At 40.3% G+C, this 19,900-nt stretch carries 21 protein-coding genes; 14 read left to right on the top strand and 7 right to left on the bottom strand.

From position 1 onward, the window contains the following. The first annotated feature begins 278 nt into the window (after positions 1-278). Together ASG14_RS12175 and ASG14_RS12170 are read left to right on the top strand one after the other, a co-directional pair. Positions 279-1,439 (top strand): hypothetical protein, encoded by a 1,161-nt coding sequence (locus tag ASG14_RS12175; RefSeq protein WP_056871325.1) that lies wholly within the window; start codon positions 279-281, stop codon positions 1,437-1,439. Positions 1,440-1,447: 8 nt separating this feature from the next. Next, complete coding sequence (locus tag ASG14_RS12170; RefSeq protein WP_056871324.1) at positions 1,448-2,242, top strand: SDR family NAD(P)-dependent oxidoreductase; 795 nt, start codon at positions 1,448-1,450, stop codon at positions 2,240-2,242. Here the strand turns inward: ASG14_RS12170 and rodA are convergent. The 6 genes from rodA to purH form a co-directional block, all read right to left on the bottom strand. Continuing rightward, the gene (gene rodA / locus ASG14_RS12165) at positions 2,239-3,501 is read right to left on the bottom strand and encodes a rod shape-determining protein RodA (protein WP_157274941.1); all 1,263 of its coding nucleotides are present in this window, start codon (positions 3,499-3,501) and stop codon (positions 2,239-2,241) included. The genes ASG14_RS12170 and rodA overlap by 4 nt on opposite strands. Then, on the bottom strand, positions 3,501-5,501 hold the full coding sequence (gene mrdA / locus ASG14_RS12160) for a penicillin-binding protein 2 (RefSeq protein ID WP_056871322.1): 2,001 nt from the start codon (positions 5,499-5,501) through the stop codon (positions 3,501-3,503). Before mrdA ends, rodA begins: the two co-directional genes overlap by 1 nt. Further along, positions 5,501-6,016 (bottom strand): hypothetical protein, encoded by a 516-nt coding sequence (locus ASG14_RS12155; protein WP_056871321.1) that lies wholly within the window; start codon positions 6,014-6,016, stop codon positions 5,501-5,503. The genes mrdA and ASG14_RS12155 overlap by 1 nt, the downstream gene beginning before the upstream one ends. After that, entirely contained in the window at positions 6,013-6,852 is an 840-nt protein-coding gene (mreC, locus tag ASG14_RS12150; protein ID WP_056871320.1) for a rod shape-determining protein MreC, read from the bottom strand. Before mreC ends, ASG14_RS12155 begins: the two co-directional genes overlap by 4 nt. A 90-nt stretch (positions 6,853-6,942) precedes the next feature. Continuing rightward, entirely contained in the window at positions 6,943-7,965 is a 1,023-nt protein-coding gene (locus tag ASG14_RS12145; RefSeq protein WP_056092903.1) for a rod shape-determining protein, read from the bottom strand. A 176-nt stretch (positions 7,966-8,141) separates the two neighbouring features. Further along, positions 8,142-9,668: a bifunctional phosphoribosylaminoimidazolecarboxamide formyltransferase/IMP cyclohydrolase gene (purH, locus tag ASG14_RS12140; protein WP_056871319.1), complete on the bottom strand. Its 1,527-nt coding sequence runs from the start codon at positions 9,666-9,668 to the stop codon at positions 8,142-8,144. A gap of 423 nt (positions 9,669-10,091) precedes the next feature. Between purH and ASG14_RS12135 the strand changes: the two genes are divergently transcribed. The 5 genes from ASG14_RS12135 (at position 10,092) to ASG14_RS12110 (ending at position 14,119) form a co-directional block, all read left to right on the top strand. Next, positions 10,092-10,940, top strand: coding sequence for a chromate resistance protein ChrB domain-containing protein (locus ASG14_RS12135; protein WP_235528577.1), 849 nt, complete (start codon positions 10,092-10,094; stop codon positions 10,938-10,940). Positions 10,941-10,983: 43 nt separating this feature from the next. Further along, positions 10,984-11,478, top strand: coding sequence for a hypothetical protein (locus ASG14_RS12130; RefSeq protein ID WP_056871318.1), 495 nt, complete (start codon positions 10,984-10,986; stop codon positions 11,476-11,478). Positions 11,479-11,598: 120 nt separating this feature from the next. Continuing rightward, positions 11,599-12,120: a GNAT family N-acetyltransferase gene (locus tag ASG14_RS12125; RefSeq protein WP_056871317.1), complete on the top strand. Its 522-nt coding sequence runs from the start codon at positions 11,599-11,601 to the stop codon at positions 12,118-12,120. Positions 12,121-12,409: 289 nt separating this feature from the next. Beyond that, a complete protein-coding gene (locus ASG14_RS12120; RefSeq protein ID WP_056871316.1) occupies positions 12,410-12,679 on the top strand; it encodes a hypothetical protein in 270 nt (89 codons plus the stop codon). Between the two features lie 462 nt (positions 12,680-13,141). Further along, positions 13,142-14,119, top strand: a complete 978-nt coding sequence (locus ASG14_RS12110; protein ID WP_235528590.1) for an SDR family oxidoreductase — start codon at positions 13,142-13,144, stop codon at positions 14,117-14,119. 182 nt (positions 14,120-14,301) lie between these two features. Here the strand turns inward: ASG14_RS12110 and ASG14_RS12105 are convergent, their stop codons facing one another. Further along, positions 14,302-14,880: a phosphoribosylglycinamide formyltransferase gene (locus ASG14_RS12105; protein WP_056871314.1), complete on the bottom strand. Its 579-nt coding sequence runs from the start codon at positions 14,878-14,880 to the stop codon at positions 14,302-14,304. A gap of 237 nt (positions 14,881-15,117) precedes the next feature. Here ASG14_RS12105 and rpsT point away from each other — a divergent pair, with 237 nt between their 5' ends. From rpsT to ASG14_RS12075, 7 genes are all read left to right on the top strand, one after another. Next, positions 15,118-15,372 (top strand): 30S ribosomal protein S20, encoded by a 255-nt coding sequence (gene rpsT, locus ASG14_RS12100; RefSeq protein ID WP_056871313.1) that lies wholly within the window; start codon positions 15,118-15,120, stop codon positions 15,370-15,372. A gap of 70 nt (positions 15,373-15,442) precedes the next feature. Continuing rightward, entirely contained in the window at positions 15,443-16,141 is a 699-nt protein-coding gene (gene radC, locus ASG14_RS12095; RefSeq protein WP_056871312.1) for a DNA repair protein RadC, read from the top strand. A gap of 65 nt (positions 16,142-16,206) precedes the next feature. Next, entirely contained in the window at positions 16,207-17,046 is an 840-nt protein-coding gene (locus ASG14_RS12090) for an endonuclease/exonuclease/phosphatase family protein (protein WP_056871311.1), read from the top strand. A gap of 3 nt (positions 17,047-17,049) precedes the next feature. Further along, positions 17,050-17,823 carry a prolipoprotein diacylglyceryl transferase gene (locus tag ASG14_RS12085; RefSeq protein ID WP_056871310.1) on the top strand — a complete coding sequence of 258 codons (774 nt, stop codon included), beginning with the start codon at positions 17,050-17,052 and terminating at the stop codon, positions 17,821-17,823. Further along, positions 17,816-19,210: a radical SAM protein gene (locus tag ASG14_RS12080; RefSeq protein WP_056871309.1), complete on the top strand. Its 1,395-nt coding sequence runs from the start codon at positions 17,816-17,818 to the stop codon at positions 19,208-19,210. The genes ASG14_RS12085 and ASG14_RS12080 overlap by 8 nt, the downstream gene beginning before the upstream one ends. Then, positions 19,210-19,398: a hypothetical protein gene (locus ASG14_RS20270; RefSeq protein WP_157274911.1), complete on the top strand. Its 189-nt coding sequence runs from the start codon at positions 19,210-19,212 to the stop codon at positions 19,396-19,398. The genes ASG14_RS12080 and ASG14_RS20270 overlap by 1 nt, the downstream gene beginning before the upstream one ends. A 6-nt stretch (positions 19,399-19,404) precedes the next feature. Beyond that, complete coding sequence (locus ASG14_RS12075) at positions 19,405-19,599, top strand: hypothetical protein (protein WP_056871308.1); 195 nt, start codon at positions 19,405-19,407, stop codon at positions 19,597-19,599. Positions 19,600-19,900 lie beyond the last annotated feature (301 nt).

The raw sequence follows: 19,900 nt of genomic DNA, 5'->3' as shown, positions 1-19,900 counted from the left end.
GTTTGATAAGAAACCAGTTTGGCGCAGGCTCAGAAAAAATTTGAAAATAAATCTCTAACATAATCGCTGTATTTATGTTATTATGATAATTATTTTAGCGGAACGACAAGCGTTACACCTATCGGTAACAACGATTGTGTATTTCAAAAGATAAATTACCTTTGATAACATGGTGAAATTTTTATCATTTGATCATTGAAATTGAATACCATAATTAAGTGTTATTTTTGTATACATAGTTACCAACATAAATCACCTAAAAAATCGTTTTATAATTTATGATGAACCAACAAGATATTTTCCGAAAGATAGGTGCAATTTTGACAGAGCTTAACGAGCAATATCATTTTCTGGCTCAAAATCCTGAAGAATTAAATGAGTTAGAGCTCGAACTCTTTCTGGCTAATGCCGATTTCCTCGCAGACCATGTTAAAGTAGTTAAAAAACTTAACACATTAACGGAAGCAAAAAAACCGGTGGAAACTGACGCAGGTTTATTGCTCGAAGAACAAAATACGATTATACTGCCCGAGCAACTTTATCAGCAGGAAAAGGAAGCTGACGACGCCGGCAAACTTGAAGAAATTGCAACAGCCGAGGAAGAAGAAGAACGTGTTGATGTACTTCCGGAAGAAGAAATATTCGAAAATAAGTTCATTCAGCAGGAGAAAACGGAAGAATTATTAGAAAAAGATTTTTTTAAGCCTGATCAGGAATCAAAGAGTTTTGAATTTGTGTTGGGTAAACACAGCAACGATGATAAGTTTGATTATGAAGAAAAATCAGTAGATGAAATCTTCGACAGGCCATTAAGCAAGGCAGAAGAGGAGGTGTTGGCGCAGAAGAAACGCATCCTGGAAAAAGAGCAGGAGCCAATTGAAGAGGCACCTTTAGCAGTCGACGAAGATGAAATTGGTCCGGAGCCATTCTTAATACCACATGAGCAGGAGCATCCTATAAACCACACCGCGGCAGACTCATCATTTGCGCCGCACCAATCTGAACCAATTGAAGCTTTAAAAAATGTCGACCTTGATGATGACATCATTTCGCCACCTGTGGAAACTGAGCGGCCGGTTTTTACCCCTCACGCCATTCCTGTAAAACCTGCAAATGAACCTATATCTTCGAAACCAGCTCGTTCGTTAAATGATTTGCTGGCAAAAACGAATAGTGCACAAGATGAGCCAGTTAAGGCGCCAATTGCGGATTTAAAACAGGCAATTAACGTGAATGAGAAGTTACTTTTTATTAAAGATTTATTCAACGGATACAATCTGGCTTATTCAGAAGCACTCGATATTGTGAATAAAATGCCAAATTTCGAATCTGCAGACACTTTCTTACAGAATAATTATGCGGTTAAAAATAACTGGGGAGCCAAGCAATCTACGGTAGACCAGTTTTACGAATTATTAAACAGAAGATTCTCCCGCTAAAAAAAAATATGGATTTACAGCTCAAAAACAAAACAGCCTTTATTAGCGGTTCTACTGCAGGTATTGGCTACGCCATAGCCGAAAGTTTACTAAAAGAAGGCGTTAAAGTTATTATAAACGGGAGGAGCGAAGAGCGTGTTGATGCGGCTCTTAAAGAATTGGCTAAAATTTCGGGCAGCGAAAACGTTTCGGGGATTGCAGCAGACTTTTCGAAGGTGGAGGAAGTAAATTCACTAATTGAGCAGTTACCTGAGATTGATATCCTGATTAACAATGCCGGGATTTTTGAGCCTATGGCATTTGAAGAAATTCCTGATGAAGACTGGTTCAGGTTTTTTGAGGTGAATGTGATGAGTGGTATCCGCCTGTCACGCTCGGTATTTTCAAAAATGCTTGCTAAAAACTGGGGTCGAATCATTTTTATTTCGAGCGAATCTGCCGTTTTTATTCCTGATGAAATGATTCATTATGGCATGACTAAAACAGCACAGCTAGCCGTGAGCAGGGGTTTAGCAGAATTAACGAAAGGCACAGGAGTAACCGTTAATTCGATTTTGCCCGGCCCGACAAAGTCGAAAGGGGTGGGTGGTTTTATCGAGGACTTAGCGAAATCAGGAAATTTGACGGTTGCAGAAGTAGAAACGGACTTTTTTAAAAATATGCGCCCAACATCGCTTATAAAAAGATTTTTAGATGTTGAGGAAATTGCAAATACCGTAACGTATTATGTAAGCCCTTTGGCATCGGGTACAAATGGCGCATCCATTAGAGTTGAGGGTGGATTAATCCGCTCCATTCTTTAAATAAAGCCCATCCGGTTCGAATCCAGTTTCAAAAAGATAAAAATCAGGATGGTAAAACTCCACAAAGAGGAACCGCCATAACTGATTAACGGGAGAGGAATACCAATCACCGGAATAATCCCAATCGTCATTCCAATATTTATAAATATGTGGAAGAACAAGATACAGGCAACACTATAGCCATATACCCTGGAGAAAGTAGAACGCTGACGTTCTGCAAGATTTATCAATCTGAGCAGTAAAAAACTGTACAAACCGATAAGTATTGAGCAACCCAGGAAGCCCCATTCTTCACCCACGGTAGAGAAAATAAAATCGGTACTTTGCTCCGGAACATAGCCGTATTTAGTTTGTGTTCCCTGTAAAAACCCCCTTCCGGTTGCTTGTCCGGAGCCGATTGCAATTTGAGATTGAATTACATTATAGCCGGCACCTTTGTTGTCTGTTTTTAAACCAAGCATTAATTCAATGCGGTTCCGCTGATGTGGCTGGAGCACTTTTTCGTAAGCTACCTTAACCAGAAACAAATAACCGATTGCTACTAAGGTTACGAAAACCGTTGTAATAATTAGTTTCTGTTTACGCTTGTTGGCATAGATAAATAAGCCGCAAATTGCAACAAGAATAAGGATTAATATGGTTGTGGGTACAAGAAAATCGGCCACGAACAGCACAATCATCCCTAAAAATATCAAAAGGAAATAGCCCGATAAGCCTTCGCGGTACAAAGGGAACATAAAGGCGAGGAATACCAAAGCCGAGCCCGTATCTGGCTGCATCATGATGAGCAAAAGTGGGGCAGCGACAATGATTCCGGCAATTAAGATGGTTTTCAAATCCCTAAACTTAGGGTTAAATGTGCTTACATACCTCGCCAAAAGTAGTGCTGTGCCAAACTTTGCAAACTCGGATGGTTGCAACCTGAATGAACCGATTGGAATCCAGGCCTGGTTGCCACCAACATTCCGCCCGATAAACAGCACCGCGATGAGCAGCAGCAAAGTTCCGCCGTAGACAAACGGTGCAAATACATTGAAAAGCCTTCCATCAAACAGTAAAATTGATAAGCCTAGAACCAACCCCGAAACGATATAGATTAACTGTTTTCCGTAGCTGCTGGAGAAATCAAAGCCTGCTGCGTTATCAGGATGTGGAATTGAAGCGTAGATATTGGTAAAACCAATTGCGCACAATGCAATATAAATCAGAACCGTTATCCAGTCAACATTAAAGAAAAACCTGTTACCCTGTTGTTGCATCATTTTTTATTCTGTTCTTTTTGTGCGGTTGTTGCTGGCTTTTGCAATAACTGGGCAGAGATGGGCCTTTTGGCAGTAGCGGGCTTCAGCCTTAAACTGTCGTTTAAACGTTTCATAGAATCTGTTTTCTTAATTATCAGACTATCCGCTTTTGTTAGTTTCAGTTTTTTACTCTTATCGATAAGCAAAGGCAATAGATTCTGGCTTTTCATCCACTCTACCTGATTTGCCCTTGCGCCGGTAACGCTGCCTTTAATGTATTTCTCTACCAGGTAACTGGCTATCGGGGCCGCATAAGTACTTCCAAAACCAGCATTTTCCACAATAACGGCAATCGCAATTTTTGGGTTATCCCTCGGTGCGAAACCAATAAATACGGAGTGGTTTTTTCCGTGTGGATTTTGTACTGTTCCGGTTTTGCCACACATTAGTAAATCTGGTATTCTTGATAACGTTGCTGTTCCCCATGCGCTGTTTACACAATCCTGCATGCCATCAATAACCGGCTCGAAATATTTTTCATCTACACCAACGTAATTTTTTTCTTTGTACTCCTTTTTAATTTTATCGCCCATCGCTTTTATCAGATGGGGTTTTATGTAATAGCCACGGTTGGCAATTATTGCCATTGCGTTTGCAATTTGTAAAGGAGTTGCCGTTATTTCACCCTGGCCAATGGCCTGCGAAATTACAGTTGTGTAACCCCACCGCTTACCGTAAATTTTGTCGTAATGGTCGGCATTGTAAAAGTAGCCTTGCTTTTCGAATGGTAAATCGATGTCGAGTTTTTGACCGAAACCAAATTTTGCAATCTTGTCCCGCCAATCCTGATAGGTTTGACGTTGATTTTTCATGCCATTTTTTGTGATAAGTTTTTGAAAAACGTGGCAAAAATAAGTATTGCAGCTTCGTGCAATGCCTCGCCGCATGCTTATATTTCCGTCAACGTGTTCACACTTCACCTTATGGTTACCTGCCATGTAATATCCGGGGCAGTTGAAGGTTGTGTTTACATCAATTACACCTTCCTGCAAGGCGAGTAATGCGTCAATAGGTTTAAACGATGAGCCGGGAGGATACTTTCCCTGTATCGGGCGAACGATGGAAGGTTTGTACGGGTTTCCAATCAAATCCATGTAATTATTGCCCTGACTTCTGCCTACAAGTAAATTCGGGTCGTAACCCGGGCTACTCACAAAGGCCAGAATCTCTCCGGTTGATGGCTCAATTGCTACAATTGCGCCAACCTTGTTTTTCATCAACTCTTCACCAAGTTTTTGCACCTGAATGTCGATGCCGGAAATCAAACGCTCTCCGGAAACTGCATTTACATCATATTTTCCATTGGCATAACTGCCCTGAGGTGTATTTCTGGCATCATAAACGGTGTTGACAACGCCTTTTTCGCCACGCAAAATTTCTTCGTAAGAACGCTCTAAGCCACTCTTTCCAATGTAATCGCCAGACCGGTAATAACCTTCAGATTTTTCAATATCATCCTGACTAACCTCTTTAACATAGCCAAATAACTGGCCGCCAACGCTGTCTGGGTAATGACGTATGGTTCTGTCCTGAGTTGAAAAACCCGGAAAGCGGTACATAATTTCCTGCAAACGAGCATAACTCTGTACAGAAATTTGTTTTGCAAATGGGGTGGCTTGGTAGTTCGACTTAAGCTTTGCCTTACGCATACTTTTGCGAACCTCTTCTATCGAAATTTCGAGCGCATTTGCAAGCGCCACCGTATCAAAAGATTTTACCTCGTTTGGTATTACCATCAAATCGTACACGGGCTCATTCTGCACAATAACCCTCATGTTTCTATCCAGAATTGCACCGCGGGCTGGGTATTTGAATTTTTTCTTTAACACATTACTTTCGGCAGCAACAAAGGCTTTATCGCTCACAATCTGTATGTAAAAAAGCTTTGCCAGCAAAATAATGGCCACCACAATAAACAAGCCTTGAATGATGTATTTCCGATTAAATAATTGCTCCATTAGCGGGACGTCCTTTTATAGAAAATAAACTCAACCAGTAAGATTAATCCAAGCGTAAAGATACAACTTATGCCACATCTCATTAAGGTATAGCCAATTTCTGTTAATCTAAAGGTTTCTAAAAAGAACAAAACAAGATGATGGGTACTGATGCAAAGAAAAGAATATAGTGCAAACCATTGGAATCCCATGTAGCTTAAAGCTGGCTCAGGGTCGTCAATGGCGTCTTTGTTTAAACTTATAGATATGAAAGAGATGCGAACAAAAGCCAAAACCACGCACGCTGTTGCATGTACGCCCATGGTATCGTAAAAGGCATCGAGTGTTAAACCCGTTCCAAAGGCCAATAAATAAAGGAGGATGTTCGGAATACCGAATGGAAGCAAAAGCAGGAAAAGCACGTAAATGAAAGGTGTAGATAAATCATAAAAGCCCATGTTTTTGAGCAAAAAGATTTGAACAAAAAGCAGGATAAACCATCTTATGATATTTATTATTATTAATCTACTGCTCATTCTTTTGGCTTAACCGGGTTTTCTAAAAGTTCCTGTTCTTTAGCAAGTTTGTTTTTAATCACGTAAACATACTGCAAAGTTGAAAAATCATTGAATAAATTTAATTCGGCCGACAAAAAATTATCATTCGTTGCGATGTTTGTTCTGCTAAGCCTACCCACTAAAATTCCTGCGGGAAATTTCCCTAAACCAGAAGTTACCACCGTATCACCAACATTCATTTTAATATGATTTGGAACTTCTTTAATAAAAGCCTTACGGATATCGAAATTATTATCGCCCCACACCAAAGACCCAAGGGCATTGTTTCTTTTAATGTTTACACTAATTTTTGTGTCTTTATGCAATAACGACTGAATCGTTGCCAGGTGTGCAGAAACATCACGTATAAAACCAACTACGCCCTGCTGCGGTGAAATAACAGCCATTCCGGGTTCCAGTCCGTCAAGCGTTCCTTTATTCACCGTCATTACATTATTTCGCAAGGTTACCGAATTCTTAACCACTTTGGCCGCAATGTAGGTGTATTGCTGATTGGTTGTCGTGTCAATAACTTTAACATCCATAGCAGAATCTACTGTTGTTAAAGCCAGGAGTGTTGTTTTAAGCTTCGCATTCTCGGCGGCCAGACTATCATTCACTTTCCCTAAATTTAGATACCTTTTGAAAACGTTAAAACGCTCATAGGCTGTGCCAACTACCTCATTTGTTGAATTTAGAGTTACGCTTCGCTGGTAAGCATTATTTTTGACCGTTAAATAAATTCCGATCAAAAAAAAGATAATAAATAAGAAAAATGCGTTGTATCTGCTTATGAAAATCCAAAGGTTACGCATTCCAGTTGTAAATTTTAAGTATTACGTTGTAAGTTTTATGCTCTAAGTAAACACGACTTAAAACTTTTAACCTACAACGCACAACGTGATTTATTGCATTAAAAATTTATAAGTTCCGATGTTTTTAAGGGCAATGCCAGTACCGCGAACAACTGCACGCAGTGGGTCTTCAGCAACATGAACAGGTAGTTTTGTTTTTGCTGCAACACGTTTATCCAAACCCCTAAGCAGCGCACCGCCGCCTGTTAAATAAATACCGGTTTGGTAAATATCTGCAGAAAGTTCTGGTGGTGTAATCTCTAAAGCTTTTAAAATCGCTTCTTCAATTTTAGAGATAGATTTATCCAAACAGTGCGCAATTTCAGTATAAGAAACGGTGATTTGTTTAGGAACACCCGTCATTAAATCACGGCCCTGCACGGCGAAATCTGCCGGAGCATCCTGCAATTCGGGTAGCGCTGCACCAACTTCAATTTTTATTTTCTCCGCAGTTCTGTCGCCAATCATAATGTTGTGCTGGCGGCGAATGTAGTTTACAATATCCGAGTCGAAATTATCTCCCGCAACGCGGATAGATTGATCGCAAACAATACCAGACAATGCAATAACAGCGATTTCTGTGGTACCGCCACCGATATCAATAATCATATTACCCATCGGTTCTTCCACGTCAATCCCAATACCAACCGCGGCAGCCATTGGTTCGTGAATTAAGTAAACCTCTTTTGCACCTGCAATTTCCGCCGAATCTCGTACGGCACGTTTCTCTACTTCAGTAATCCCGGAAGGAATGCAAATAACCATTCGTAATGATGGAAACATCCAGCCTTTACCGCCATTAAGCATTCGGATCATGCCTTTTATCATCGCTTCAGCAGCGTTAAAATCGGCAATTACTCCATCTTTCAATGGGCGAACGGTTTTAATATTATCATGGGTTTTACCTTCCATTTGCATGGCCTGGCGACCAATTGCGATCACTTTATTAGTAGTACGATCGAACGCAACAATAGATGGCTCATCTACAACCACTTTGTCGTTATGTATAATTAGGGTATTCGCAGTGCCTAAATCGATGGCAACTTCCTGCGTAAACCAATTGAATAATCCCATGTATGAGTTATATTTTCTTTAATTTGTTAAATCTATATTAAACCTAATGTAAAAATAGGTTTTTTATTGTTTTAAGTTCAACTTTCTTTATTAAGAAAGATAAATGCTAAAAGCCCGCAGGCCATAACGGCTGCAATAAGCTTTACGCTTTGTGCTTCAGCTTGCAGCTTAAAAAACTAGTGTTTAAAATGCCTAACGCCGGTGGTAACCATTGCAATGCCTTTTTCGTTAGCTTTCGCAACCGAGTCTGCATCTTTAATTGATCCTCCTGGTTGTAAAACTGCCGTAATTCCCGCTTCGGCTGCTATCTCCACGCAGTCGGGAAAAGGGAAGAATGCATCCGATGCCATCGAGCTTCCTTTAACGCTGAAACCGAAAGAGGCCGCTTTTTCAATCGCCTGTCTCAATGCATCAACGCGTGAAGTCTGGCCAACGCCACTCGCAATTAGTACATTATCCTTAACCAAAACAATGGTATTTGATTTTGTATGTTTTACGATTTTGTTAGCGAAATGCAAGTCTTTTAATTCTTCAGCAGTTGGCGCTTTCTCCGTAACTGTTGTCATTTGCTCCGGTCCTTCGATTATTAAATCTTTATCCTGCTCAATTACGCCGTTTAATAAAGTTTTAAATTGCTTTTTAGCTAATTCAACCTCATTGCGTTGCAAAATTACCCGGTTTTTCTTTTTACTGAACAATTCAACTGCTTCCAGCTGGTAAGCTGGTGCAATCAGCACCTCAAAAAACAGGTTGTTAATTTCCTGAGCAGTTTCTAAATCAACTTCAACATTGGTAATTAAAACGCCACCAAAAGCAGAAACCGGATCGCAGGCCAGCGCATCAATCCATGCCTGTTTTACAGTACTTCGCGAAGCGATACCACAGGCATTTGTATGTTTTAGAATGGCAAACGTGGGCTCATCAAATTCATCTATTAAGGCAACTGCGGCGTCTACATCAACTAAATTGTTGTAAGAAAGTTCTTTACCGTTCAGTTTGGTGAACATTGCATCCAAATCGCCATAAAAAACACCGCCCTGGTGTGGGTTTTCACCATAACGCAAAGTCTTCGCTTCGGTAACACTCTGCTTGAAAACATCAAGCGGTTCTTCGGCATTAAAATAGTTGAAAATCGCGGTATCGTAGTGAGAAGAAGTGTGGAAAGCCTTTTTAGCATAGGTTTTACGCTGCGCTAAAGTAGTTTCCCCGTTTTGTTCTTCCAGTTGAGCTTGTAGGGTAGGGTAATCATTTTTTGATGCGATGATAACCACATCGTTAAAGTTTTTGGCTGCAGCACGGATTAACGAAATGCCGCCGATATCAATTTTCTCGATGATTTCCTCAGGCGTTCCACCTGCTTTAACTGTTTCTTCGAAAGGATATAAATCAACAATTACCAGGTCAATCTCCGGAATTTCATATTCTGCAATCTGTTCCTGATCGCCCGCCAACGCCCTACGATTTAAAATTCCACCGAAAACCTTTGGGTGCAAAGTTTTAACACGGCCACCTAAAATTGATGGGTAACCTGTCAAATCCTCAACAGCGGTTACGGGCAAATTCAAATCTTTTATAAATTGTTCTGTTCCACCCGTAGAAAATAACTGCACGCCCTGAGCGGCTAATAATTTTACTAACGGCGCTAAACCATCTTTATAATATACTGAAATTAAAGCGTTTTTAATTTTAATCGGCTGACTCATGCTACTGTAAATTTTGAGCCGCAAAGGTAGTAAAACACGGTGGTTTTTTTGGCATGTTAACAGCTAAAAAAACGATTGACTAAGCTAGCCTTCATCGTGGGCCTTAAAGGCATATTAAATTTTCTAACAGACTGGTTATTGCTTTTATCGCTTGCTACTTTCGGTAGTTATTTGCCGCCGTACCCAATCAAGGTTGCTTAGCTTTTTTTAATAAAAGGTAGCCAAATTGAAGTTCTGGTGAGCTTGCAAAAGCAGAAAAAATAATTGATTAATGAAATAAAACTGGGGATTGGAAATGGCCAGATGAGTTATATTACTTACTGCAAAAATCAATAATGTTCCATTATTCAGAAAAGTTGCGCAAGGTGGAAGGTTGAAGAAGATTTTTACCTTTAGCTAACCAAACTAACCAAATATAATGAAATGGATTACCAGAGAACACCCAAAATTAACCGTATAGCTTGTCCCTGGCTAATCAAACGTTTTATTGACCAAGATGCTGAGATTATTTATGTTCCATTTGAGCAAGTGATTGTAAAGGCAAATGAGCTGGATGCGATACCTTTTGACCTGCCGGGCGTAGAGTACAGCCACTATGAAGATGAATGCATATTTGATTATTTCTTGAAAAAACATAAACTTAAGGATGAAGCCCTCGACCGCATTGCGGCAATTGTTCGGGGTGCCGACACCGATCGACTGGATTTTGCGCCGCAGGCGGCAGGCCTTTCGGCAATTTTTATGGGTTTATCGCAACAAATTAAAGATGATTATGAACTGCTGGAGATCGGCATGAAAATTTATGATGGCCTCTACCATTGGGCAAAACACATGTTTAATCAGAAACATTGCGATGCGGCTGGAGAACAATTATTGCTCGATGTTTACCATAAATACCTCAAAACGGGTAAGAAAAAGGCGCCCGGATGGACGATGGAGTTGAAAGAAATGATACAAGACCAGATGGATACCAACATGTCTATAAGTTTAAGGCGGGCTTCAAACGAATTGGATATTAATCCGGCATATCTTTCAAGGGCGTTTTCCAAGTACTTTGACAACATGTCTTTTGGGGATTACATCCGAAAGATGCGCATAGACAAAGCCATTAAACTTTTGGAAACCACTTCATATTCGCTCACCGAGATTGCTTACCTAACAGGCTTTTCTGATCAGAGCCATTTTAACAGAATATTTAAGAAACAAACCGGTGAAAATCCTTCCGTTTATAGAAAAAGAGCTAAAAAAAGTAAAGAGTATACAAATAGTTAATTCAGTTCTATTTTGACTTATAACGCGAAGTTATTTTTAGGCCATGAAGAAATACGTTGTCTTATTAATGCTTATCAGCATCAAACTATCTACTTTCGCTCAGGAAAGTTATCCAAAAATTACCGGTTATGTGGGTGTGGTGCATCCCATTGTCACCTTTACTTCCGAAAGTACCACCTTTAACTTCGACGGGCACTATGTTGTGGGCGTTCCCGTTGGGCTTAACCTTTGGAAAAGTAAAAAAATTGGGTTCTCTTTTGAGGTAGTTCCCTATGTTAGGGCGGAAAACGGGTCGAGCAAAATGTCGAACTTGCTTATCCACCCGGGTGTACTTTTGTCGCTCGGAAGCGGATTTACTTTCGTCGGGCGCCTGGCATTTGAAACCTCTGGCCGATATGGCTTTACACCAGGAATAAACAAAGTGATCATCAACAATAAAGCCAGCAAAATCTTCGTCGTTCTTCCGGTACCTGTAAGGTTTGGAAACGATAAGCCCTCTTCTGCAACCATCGCATTTCAGGTCGGCCTGGCCTTTTAGGTTTTATACATTCAGTTGCGCTGGCAGCAAAAACTTCGGCTGTATTTTTCTTTCTCTTGATTAATCGGTAGCCATAGTAAAGCAAAATCTATTGTTTATTTTCGCTGCACAAATACAAAGATGAAAATAACGATTGCCCGGCCTGAAGATGCCAAAGAACTCGAAAAACTGGTAAACGCTGCCTATCGCGGCGAAGAATCGAAAAAGGGGTGGACAACCGAGGCTGAAATTCTTGATGGCATCCGTATAGATGAACAGGCTTTGATGCAAATGTTGGTTAAGCCCGAAGTGGCAATTTTAATAATCAGCGACGAGGATGCGAAGATTTTGGGAACGGTTTGCCTTGAGGTAAAATCTGCTGACCTTTACCTTGGTATGTTTGCGATTTCACCAATTTTACAAGGGCTTGGTTATGGCAAGTTACTCCTGGCGGAGGCAGAGCAATATGCCCGTGCAAATAATTGCTCCAGGATAGTCATCTCGGTTATCAGTGGCCGCCTTGAGCTGATAAATTGGTACAGCCGTCATGGTTATGTGCCTACAGGCCATTCAATCGCCTTTGAGGAGATTCCGGAAAGGTTTGGAAAGCCCAAAGTGGAAACCATTCGGCTTATAGAAATGGAAAAAGTGATCGATTTGTAAAGGTATCATGCTCAGCATAGTTGCTTATCTCGAAGGTGTTAGGGAGATTTCTTTTATGAGGTTAAGTGCACTCGGCGCCTTAGTAACTGTCAATTTACGCTTCAGCTAATTGACAATAAATAGAAATTTGAGTTATAGTTAATTCTGAAAGCATTTGCGTTGACGTAAGTCTTTGTATTGCGCAGCTAAAATAAAAAATCTGGGATTAAAAACATTTTTATCGGTTCGATGCTTAGGAATAGGTAAGTGCTTCAAGTGGAGCTAGTAATGAACGATAAAAACTTAGATAATGTTCAAAATCATCGGGATAAATTTATTGGCGTTTGCTGCTTATGCTTTGCTCATCGTACACACCAGTACCGTAGCCGATAGGGGCTTCAGTATAGCCGTAGGAATGGGCGTTTGCATCTTTCTACATGTGGTGTTAAACCTGGTTGCAGCAATTATTTTTTTAGTGCTTGGCAAGAAAGAGTTTGTAAAATCTTTTTTTATAAGCGCTGCGGTTCTGGCACCCGTTGGCTTTGTTACCTGGCTGATTTTGCTAAGTATTTATGGCTAATTGTTCAGGGCTGTGTCTTGAAAATGAAGTTAGTCTGGGCTAGTGCTATAATTCGGCAAATTTCTTGTTTTCTCTTTGCCGGTTCGCATGGGCGATAATTTTCTTGCTAGAACCCTTCTCTCCCGGAGAAGGTGCCGGTAGGCGGATGAGGCTTGTGCGCATTCAGGTTGCCTATCGCATGGGCGATAAGTTTCTTGCTTCAACTCCGGTCTTAAGACAGAAAATAGGTACATCGCTTTTAAAGAAACAGTATTTACATAAGCAACTTTTGGCCAATGTGTAGGGTTTTTAACTTATATCTGTCCGGTTGATAAAAACTCCAAACCGATTTAATGAGCGGGAGTTTAAAGCGCAAAAAATAATCGGCTGCGATGGTTCAAGAATAATAAATTACTTCATAGCATGTTTACAACAAACTTATCTCTGCGGCAAATCTTTATTTTAAATTGTGTTTTGACACTTGTGTTCAGTTTGATGCTTAGCGGATGTGGTACATCTACGCCGAGCATCAACATGCAAAAAAAAGTAGCTCAAAAGACTTACGTAATCGTAGGGGCCTCGAGTGGATTTGGAAGGGGGGTTGCAGAGGAGGTTGGGCGTTATGGCGCCAAAGTTATTCTTGCAGCTAGAAGAGCTGAGGCGCTCGAAGAAGTGGCCAGGGTAGTTCGCTCTAACGGCGGAACGGCCATCACGCTGGCAATGGACATTAGCAAGCCGGAAGATGTTGCGAGGTTGCAGAAGCTGGCTCTGAATGAACTTGGCCATGTCGATGTATGGATCAATATGGCCGGTGTGGGTGCCATTGGGCGCTTTTGGGAGATTCCAGTGGCAGATCAGGCAAGGATTGTCGAAATCAACCTGACGGGATTTATTTATTCAAGTCACGCTGCGATTACGCTTTTTAAAAGCCAGGGTTTTGGAACCCTGATTAACATGGGTTCCATAGAAAGTGTAAACCCACTTGCCTACCATGCATCCTATTCGGCTACGAAAGCAGGTGTTTTAAATCTCTCCAAAACCATCAAACAGGAGTTGAGGCTGGCAGGTTACAAAAATATCAAGGTGGTTACGATTGAGCCATGGGCTGTAGACACGCCATTTTGGCGCCACGCCGCTAACTATAGTGGAGGTACGCCTAGGATGGCCGCAATGGATCCACCATCTAAAGTTGTAAATGCGGTTGTCCGCGGCTCGGTAAGACCGCGAAAGGAAATTGGCGTTGGTTGGAAAGCCAAAGGCGCTAAATTTTCACACTGGCTTTTTCCAGGACTTACAGAGCGGATTTCTGCAAATATATCTCACCGCTATCAAATCAGAATGGCGCCTCCTGCAGATACCACATCCGGCTCGGTTTTCAAACCAATGAAGGAAGGTACAGGCGTTGACGATGGGGTTCGAGAACGGATGAAAAGGGAAAAACAGCAGAAACTTAAACGCTAAGCAATATGTTCGCATTCCGAATCGTGCATATTGCAGGAGCAATGCGCTTCCTCGTGCAAATCATTTCTTCAGGGAAGCCATACCGGTTTTGATTAGGAAAAGGTGCACCAGGGCGGATACTGGCGTTAAGGAACAACTTCTTCAGGTTCAGGACAAAAATGAGTAGGGATGCCTCCCTTGCCTTATTTTTTAATTTTCTTGAGCAGGCTTTCTACAATCCGCGGATAATGAAGGTGTTCGAGTTGCTGGCCCTTAAATTTTACCATTTCCAGGTTATCATTTTTATCAATTTTATATTTCGCCTGGTAAATGTATTCGCCTTCATCATAATGTTCATCAACATAATGAATGGTGATGCCACCTTCGGCTTCGCCAGCGGCAAGTACTGCATTGTGTACATTATCGCCATACATACCTTTGCCGCCAAATTTTGGTAAAATAGCAGGGTGTATATTTACAATCCGGCCGGGATAGGCTTCGATTAAATTTTTTGGAATTAGCCATAAAAAGCCCGCCAATACAATAAAATCAATATCCAGGTTCTTGAGTAAATCGATAACTTCGTCTGTTTTGTAAAATTCGTTTTTGTCGAAAATGTGACTCGGAATTTCGAAGTTATCAGCCCTTTGCAAAACGTAGGCATCAGCATTATTGGTTAATACTAAAGAGATTTCTATATCGGTACTTCGTTTAAAATGCTCCATTAGTTTTTGGGCATTAGAGCCCGAACCCGAAGCAAAGATGGCTATTCGTTTTTTCACTCAAATTCGTTTTCCCCAAAAATAGCATTTTTAGGCAGGTATTTTTTAATATGATATTTTTTATGGTTTTAATTCTATTGCGTTAACGATTAAATTGACGTATTTTTGCGCTGTAAATAAAAGGTTTAAAAAAATCGCTAAAAAAAGTAAAACTGTTTTGTAATTTAAAAACATTAATCCTATATTTGCAACCCGAATTACAGGAAACGATTAAGAAAAAATAAAGGCTAAATTAAAATGGCAAATCATAAATCTTCATTAAAAAGAATTAGAGCAAACGCTACAAAACGTTTACGTAACAGATATCAGGCAAAAACTACACGTACTTTTATTAAAAGACTACGTGCAGCAGAAGATAAAAAAACTGCTTCAGATTTATTGCCTAAAGTAATTTCTATGCTAGATCGTTTAGCTAAGAAAAATGTTATTCACAAAAATAAAGCGGCTAACAACAAATCAAAATTAACGAAATTCGTTAACGGTTTAAAATAAGCTAATTTTTTACGATATTAGTAGAAGGCATCCCAACCAAAGTTGGGATGCCTTTTTTTTTATCAAAAATATGGCAGATTACCAGCAAAGAATAGGCATTAAAACCTGGGCTGAGGAAGACAGACCGAGGGAGAAACTCTTATTGAACGGACGAAGACATTTAACAGATGCCGAACTCATTGCAATCTTAATCGGTTCGGGCAATAAAAATGAAACCGCTGTAGATTTAAGCAAGCGGATTTTAAACTTCTACGAAAACAACCTCACCAAACTTGGAAAAGCCTCTATTGCTGAGCTTTCAAAATTTAAAGGAATAGGCGAGGCAAAAGCAGTTTCCATTGTGGCAGCGGTAGAACTTGGGTTAAGGCGAAAAGAAACTGCCCAGGACGAAGTCACTCAGGTTACGGCGTCAATTGATGTATTTCGCTACATGCAGGCATCTTTCGCCCACCTCAATCATGAAGAATTCTGGATTCTTTTGCTCAACAGATCAAATAAAATTATAGGTAAATACCTCATTAGCAAAGGTGGGCAGGCCGGAACCATCGCCGACCCAAAAATTATTTTTAAAGTAGCACTCGAAAATAACGCCGCGAGCATCGTTTTAGCCCACAACCATCCCTCAGGAAATTTAAAGCCAAGCGATAGCGACAATAAGCTTACCCGAGATATGGTTGCATCTGGAATAATGCTTGGGTTGTTCGTTGTAGACCACCTAATCTTTACTGATAACGGCTACTACAGTTACAAAGACGAGGGGCTCGTTTAATCGAAAAACAATTTTAATTTAACACTAAATCAATTTAGCAAAAGAACAATTTTGTAATTTGCGGCATGAAAACATGTATCACTTTTGCCATTTCTTTGTTGTTTAGTCTTGCAATTTTTGCTCAAAAAAAGCAAGTGCCAGTTAATATAATAACCTATAATATTCGCTATAACAATCCTGGCGACGGTGTAAACGCCTGGCCAAACCGAAAAGATAATGTTAAGGCTTTGGTTAAATTTCACGATGCCGACATTCTTTGCGTGCAGGAAGCGCTTGCAGAGCAGTTTGATGCGCTTAGCGAAAACACCAATTTCGATTTTGTAGGTGTTGGCCGCGATGATGGTAAACGTAAAGGCGAATTTTCGGCCATTTACTTTGATAAAACCAGGTTTACAAAAAAGGATGGCGGAACATTCTGGCTTTCCGAAACGCCAGAGGTTCCATCGAAAGGATGGGATGCTGTACTGCCAAGGATTTGTAGCTGGGTTAAGCTATATGATAAACTTAACAAGCAGGAATTTATCGTATTTAACACCCATTACGATCATGTTGGTGTAAAAGCAAGAATCGAATCGGCAAAGCTGATAAAACAAAAAATACAGGAAATTGCCCCAAAGTTACCCGTAGTTTATACAGGTGATTTAAATGTTACGCCAGAAACTGAAGCTATTGCTACGATAAAATCATTCCTTCAGGATGCTAAAGAAATATCAGTTGAGCAACCTTACGGGCCGGCCGGAACATTCAATTCTTTTGATTTTAACAGCGAGTTAAAAAACCGTATCGATTATATTTTTGTAAATAATGGCTTTAATGTTCAAAAGTTTGCTGTACTTAGCGATAGTAAAGACAAAAGATATTTTTCTGACCACTTGCCCGTATTTGTAAGGCTTTTCTTTAAATAGCTATTGAACACAGACCACTTATTTCCATTTAAGTTTCAATTTCTTGGTGAATATTATCACTATCACTACATTTTTGAAACACTTGCTTTTATTGTGGGCGTTCGGGTTTACTACTACTTAAAGAAAGGCATTGCTGACCCAATTTCGGATGAAAACCGGCTCTGGATTATGCTCGGTGCTATGCTTGGCGCCCTAATCGGTTCCAGGCTTATTGCCATTCTCGAAACACCCGGACAGTTAAATCAGCTAACTTTTTTAACGCTTTACCAAAGTAAAACCATTGTTGGTGGTTTGCTCGGCGGCCTTTTTGGCGTAGAGCTTATTAAGAAAATAATCGGTGTAAACATCGCCTCTGGCGATTTGTACGTTACACCCATTATTATTGCATTACTTATCGGCAGAATAGGCTGTTTTTCTATGGGAATAGACGAACCCACCTATGGCTTACCCACCAATTTTTTTCTGGGTATGGATTTAGGCGACGGAGTTAACAGACATCCAATTATGCTTTATGAAATGTTGTTTTTAACTGCTTTGTTAATACTGTTCAGGTCGCTTAAAAACAAGGTGCTCATAAACGGCGATAGGTTTAAGCTATTGATGGTATTGTATTTTCTTTTTCGGTTTCTTATCGAATTTCTAAAACCATACGAGCCCCTGTTTTTAAATTTAAGCAGCATACATTGGTCGGCATTGTTTATATTTATTTATTATTACCGGTTCATAATAAGAATATTTAAGTCTGTTTTTACCGTACAAACCAGCGCTTATGGCTAATACAAGAGATTACATCTACTACGATTACACGAAAAGCCTTTGTCCGGAATGCCTGATGCTTTGCGATGCAAAGATTGTTTTTCAGGATGCAAAGGTTTTTATGCTCAAAAACTGTAAAGTGCACGGAGACAGCAAGGTAATGATTGCTGACGATGTAGAGTATTACAAGCAGATAAGAAACTACAATAAGCAGTCGGAGATGCCGCTTAAGTTTAATACTAAAGTACATTATGGCTGTCCTTACGATTGCGGATTATGCACCGACCACGAGCAGCACTCTTGCTTAACGGTAATCGAAGTAACAGACCGCTGTAACCTTGCCTGCCCAACGTGTTATGCCATGTCATCTCCAAATTATGGCCGGCACCGTACGCTCGAAGAAATTAACCGCATGATGGATGTGGTTGTTGCAAATGAAGGCGAACCGGATGTGGTTCAGTTATCGGGTGGGGAACCCACTGTACATCCTGACTTTTTCGCGATTCTGGACCTGGCCAAAACTAAGCCCATTAAACACTTAATGGTTAACACCAATGGAATTCGCATTGCTAAAGACATAAATTTTGTAGAGAAGCTGGCCTCTTACATGCCCGATTTCGAAATTTACCTGCAGTTTGATAGTTTTGATGCAGGCGTGCTAACGCGTTTAAGGGGCGAAGATTTAACTGAAGTGCGCAAGAAAGCGATTGCTAATCTCAATCAGTTTAATGTATCAACAACGCTGGTGGTTACCTTGCAAAAGGGTTTAAATGATGGTGAAATTGGCGACATTATTGATTATGCTTTAAAACAGAAATGTGTTCGTGGTGTTACTTTTCAGCCAACGCAGGTTGCCGGCAGAAATGACGATTACAACGATCAGGCAGGAAGAATTACCCTAACTGAGGTTCGTCGGAAAATTTACGAGCAATATCCAACTTTTACGCCACAGGATTTAATTCCAGTTCCCTGCAATCCTGATGCGCTCTGCATGGCCTACGCGTTAAAAATTGGTGATGAAGTGATTCCGATGACGCACCTTATTAATCCGGAAGATTTATTGAACAACTCTAAAAATACAATTGTTTTTGAGCATGATGAGCAATTGAAGGAGCACATGCTTAATCTTTTTAGCACCGGCGTTTCGGTGGATTGTGCTGAAGATACTTTCGGCGAATTAATGTGTTGTTTGCCGAGGGTAAAGTCTGATAACCTGAGTTATGACAATCTTTTTCGTATCATTATCATGAACTTCATGGATCCGTTAGATTTTGATGTGCGTGCGGTTAAGAAATCATGCGTGCACATTGTTAGCGAAAAATATAAAATTGTGCCTTTTGAAACCATGAATATTTTCTATCGTGATAATAAAATAGATGCCATAAGGGCTGAACTAAATATGAAATAATGTTAATTTTACTCCTTATATTATACGGGTTTGCCACAGTAATTCTATTTGTAGTGGGGCTAATAATGATCATTGTTGCCTCCACAAATAATGGTTCGGTAAAACCAGGTTTGAAACTCCTCATTGCATCAGTAATTATGGTTGTAATTGGGTTAGGCGCCTGTGCTGTAATTCTGGCAAACGGTTAGCAACCTATGGAAGGCTTTATTTTCTACTGGCTTATCGTTGTGGTACTGTTTGTGGTTGGTATGATCCAGCTTATCATAAAATCGGCGAAGGGATTGCCGCTTAAACCGGCTTTGCGTTTACTTATTGTGTCGGTAATTATGCTGGTGATTGGTGCAGGTGCCTGCGCTGTAATTCTGTCGAATTTAACCATTAACCATTAGTAATATTGATAGCTGATGCTAAATTTTCCCGAAGAATTCTCAAACTGATTTCATCATTTTGATAGCTTTTTCGAAGGGTTGGATAGTGCTTTTTTTTGGTAACTGGCTCAATTTCTTCCCGTGGATTAAAAAGTTTTCGGCAGATTTGTTTCTAGTGTGTTTTTGAACAGGCAATTTACCGGGATGAGGAGGGGGTTGCAGCTTAAGCCTGCGGCTGATTTTATTACATCAAGATTTCTCGATTAGCTTTCTGCTTTGGGCTTTAAATAATATCTTTGCGTTTTATAAAACTGTGTATCGC

This window comes from Pedobacter sp. Leaf194, assembly GCF_001423945.1.
GTDB lineage: Bacteria > Bacteroidota > Bacteroidia > Sphingobacteriales > Sphingobacteriaceae > Pedobacter.
The sequence above is the reverse complement of the archived record's forward strand: the minus strand, read 5'-3'. Positions and strand labels throughout refer to the sequence as shown.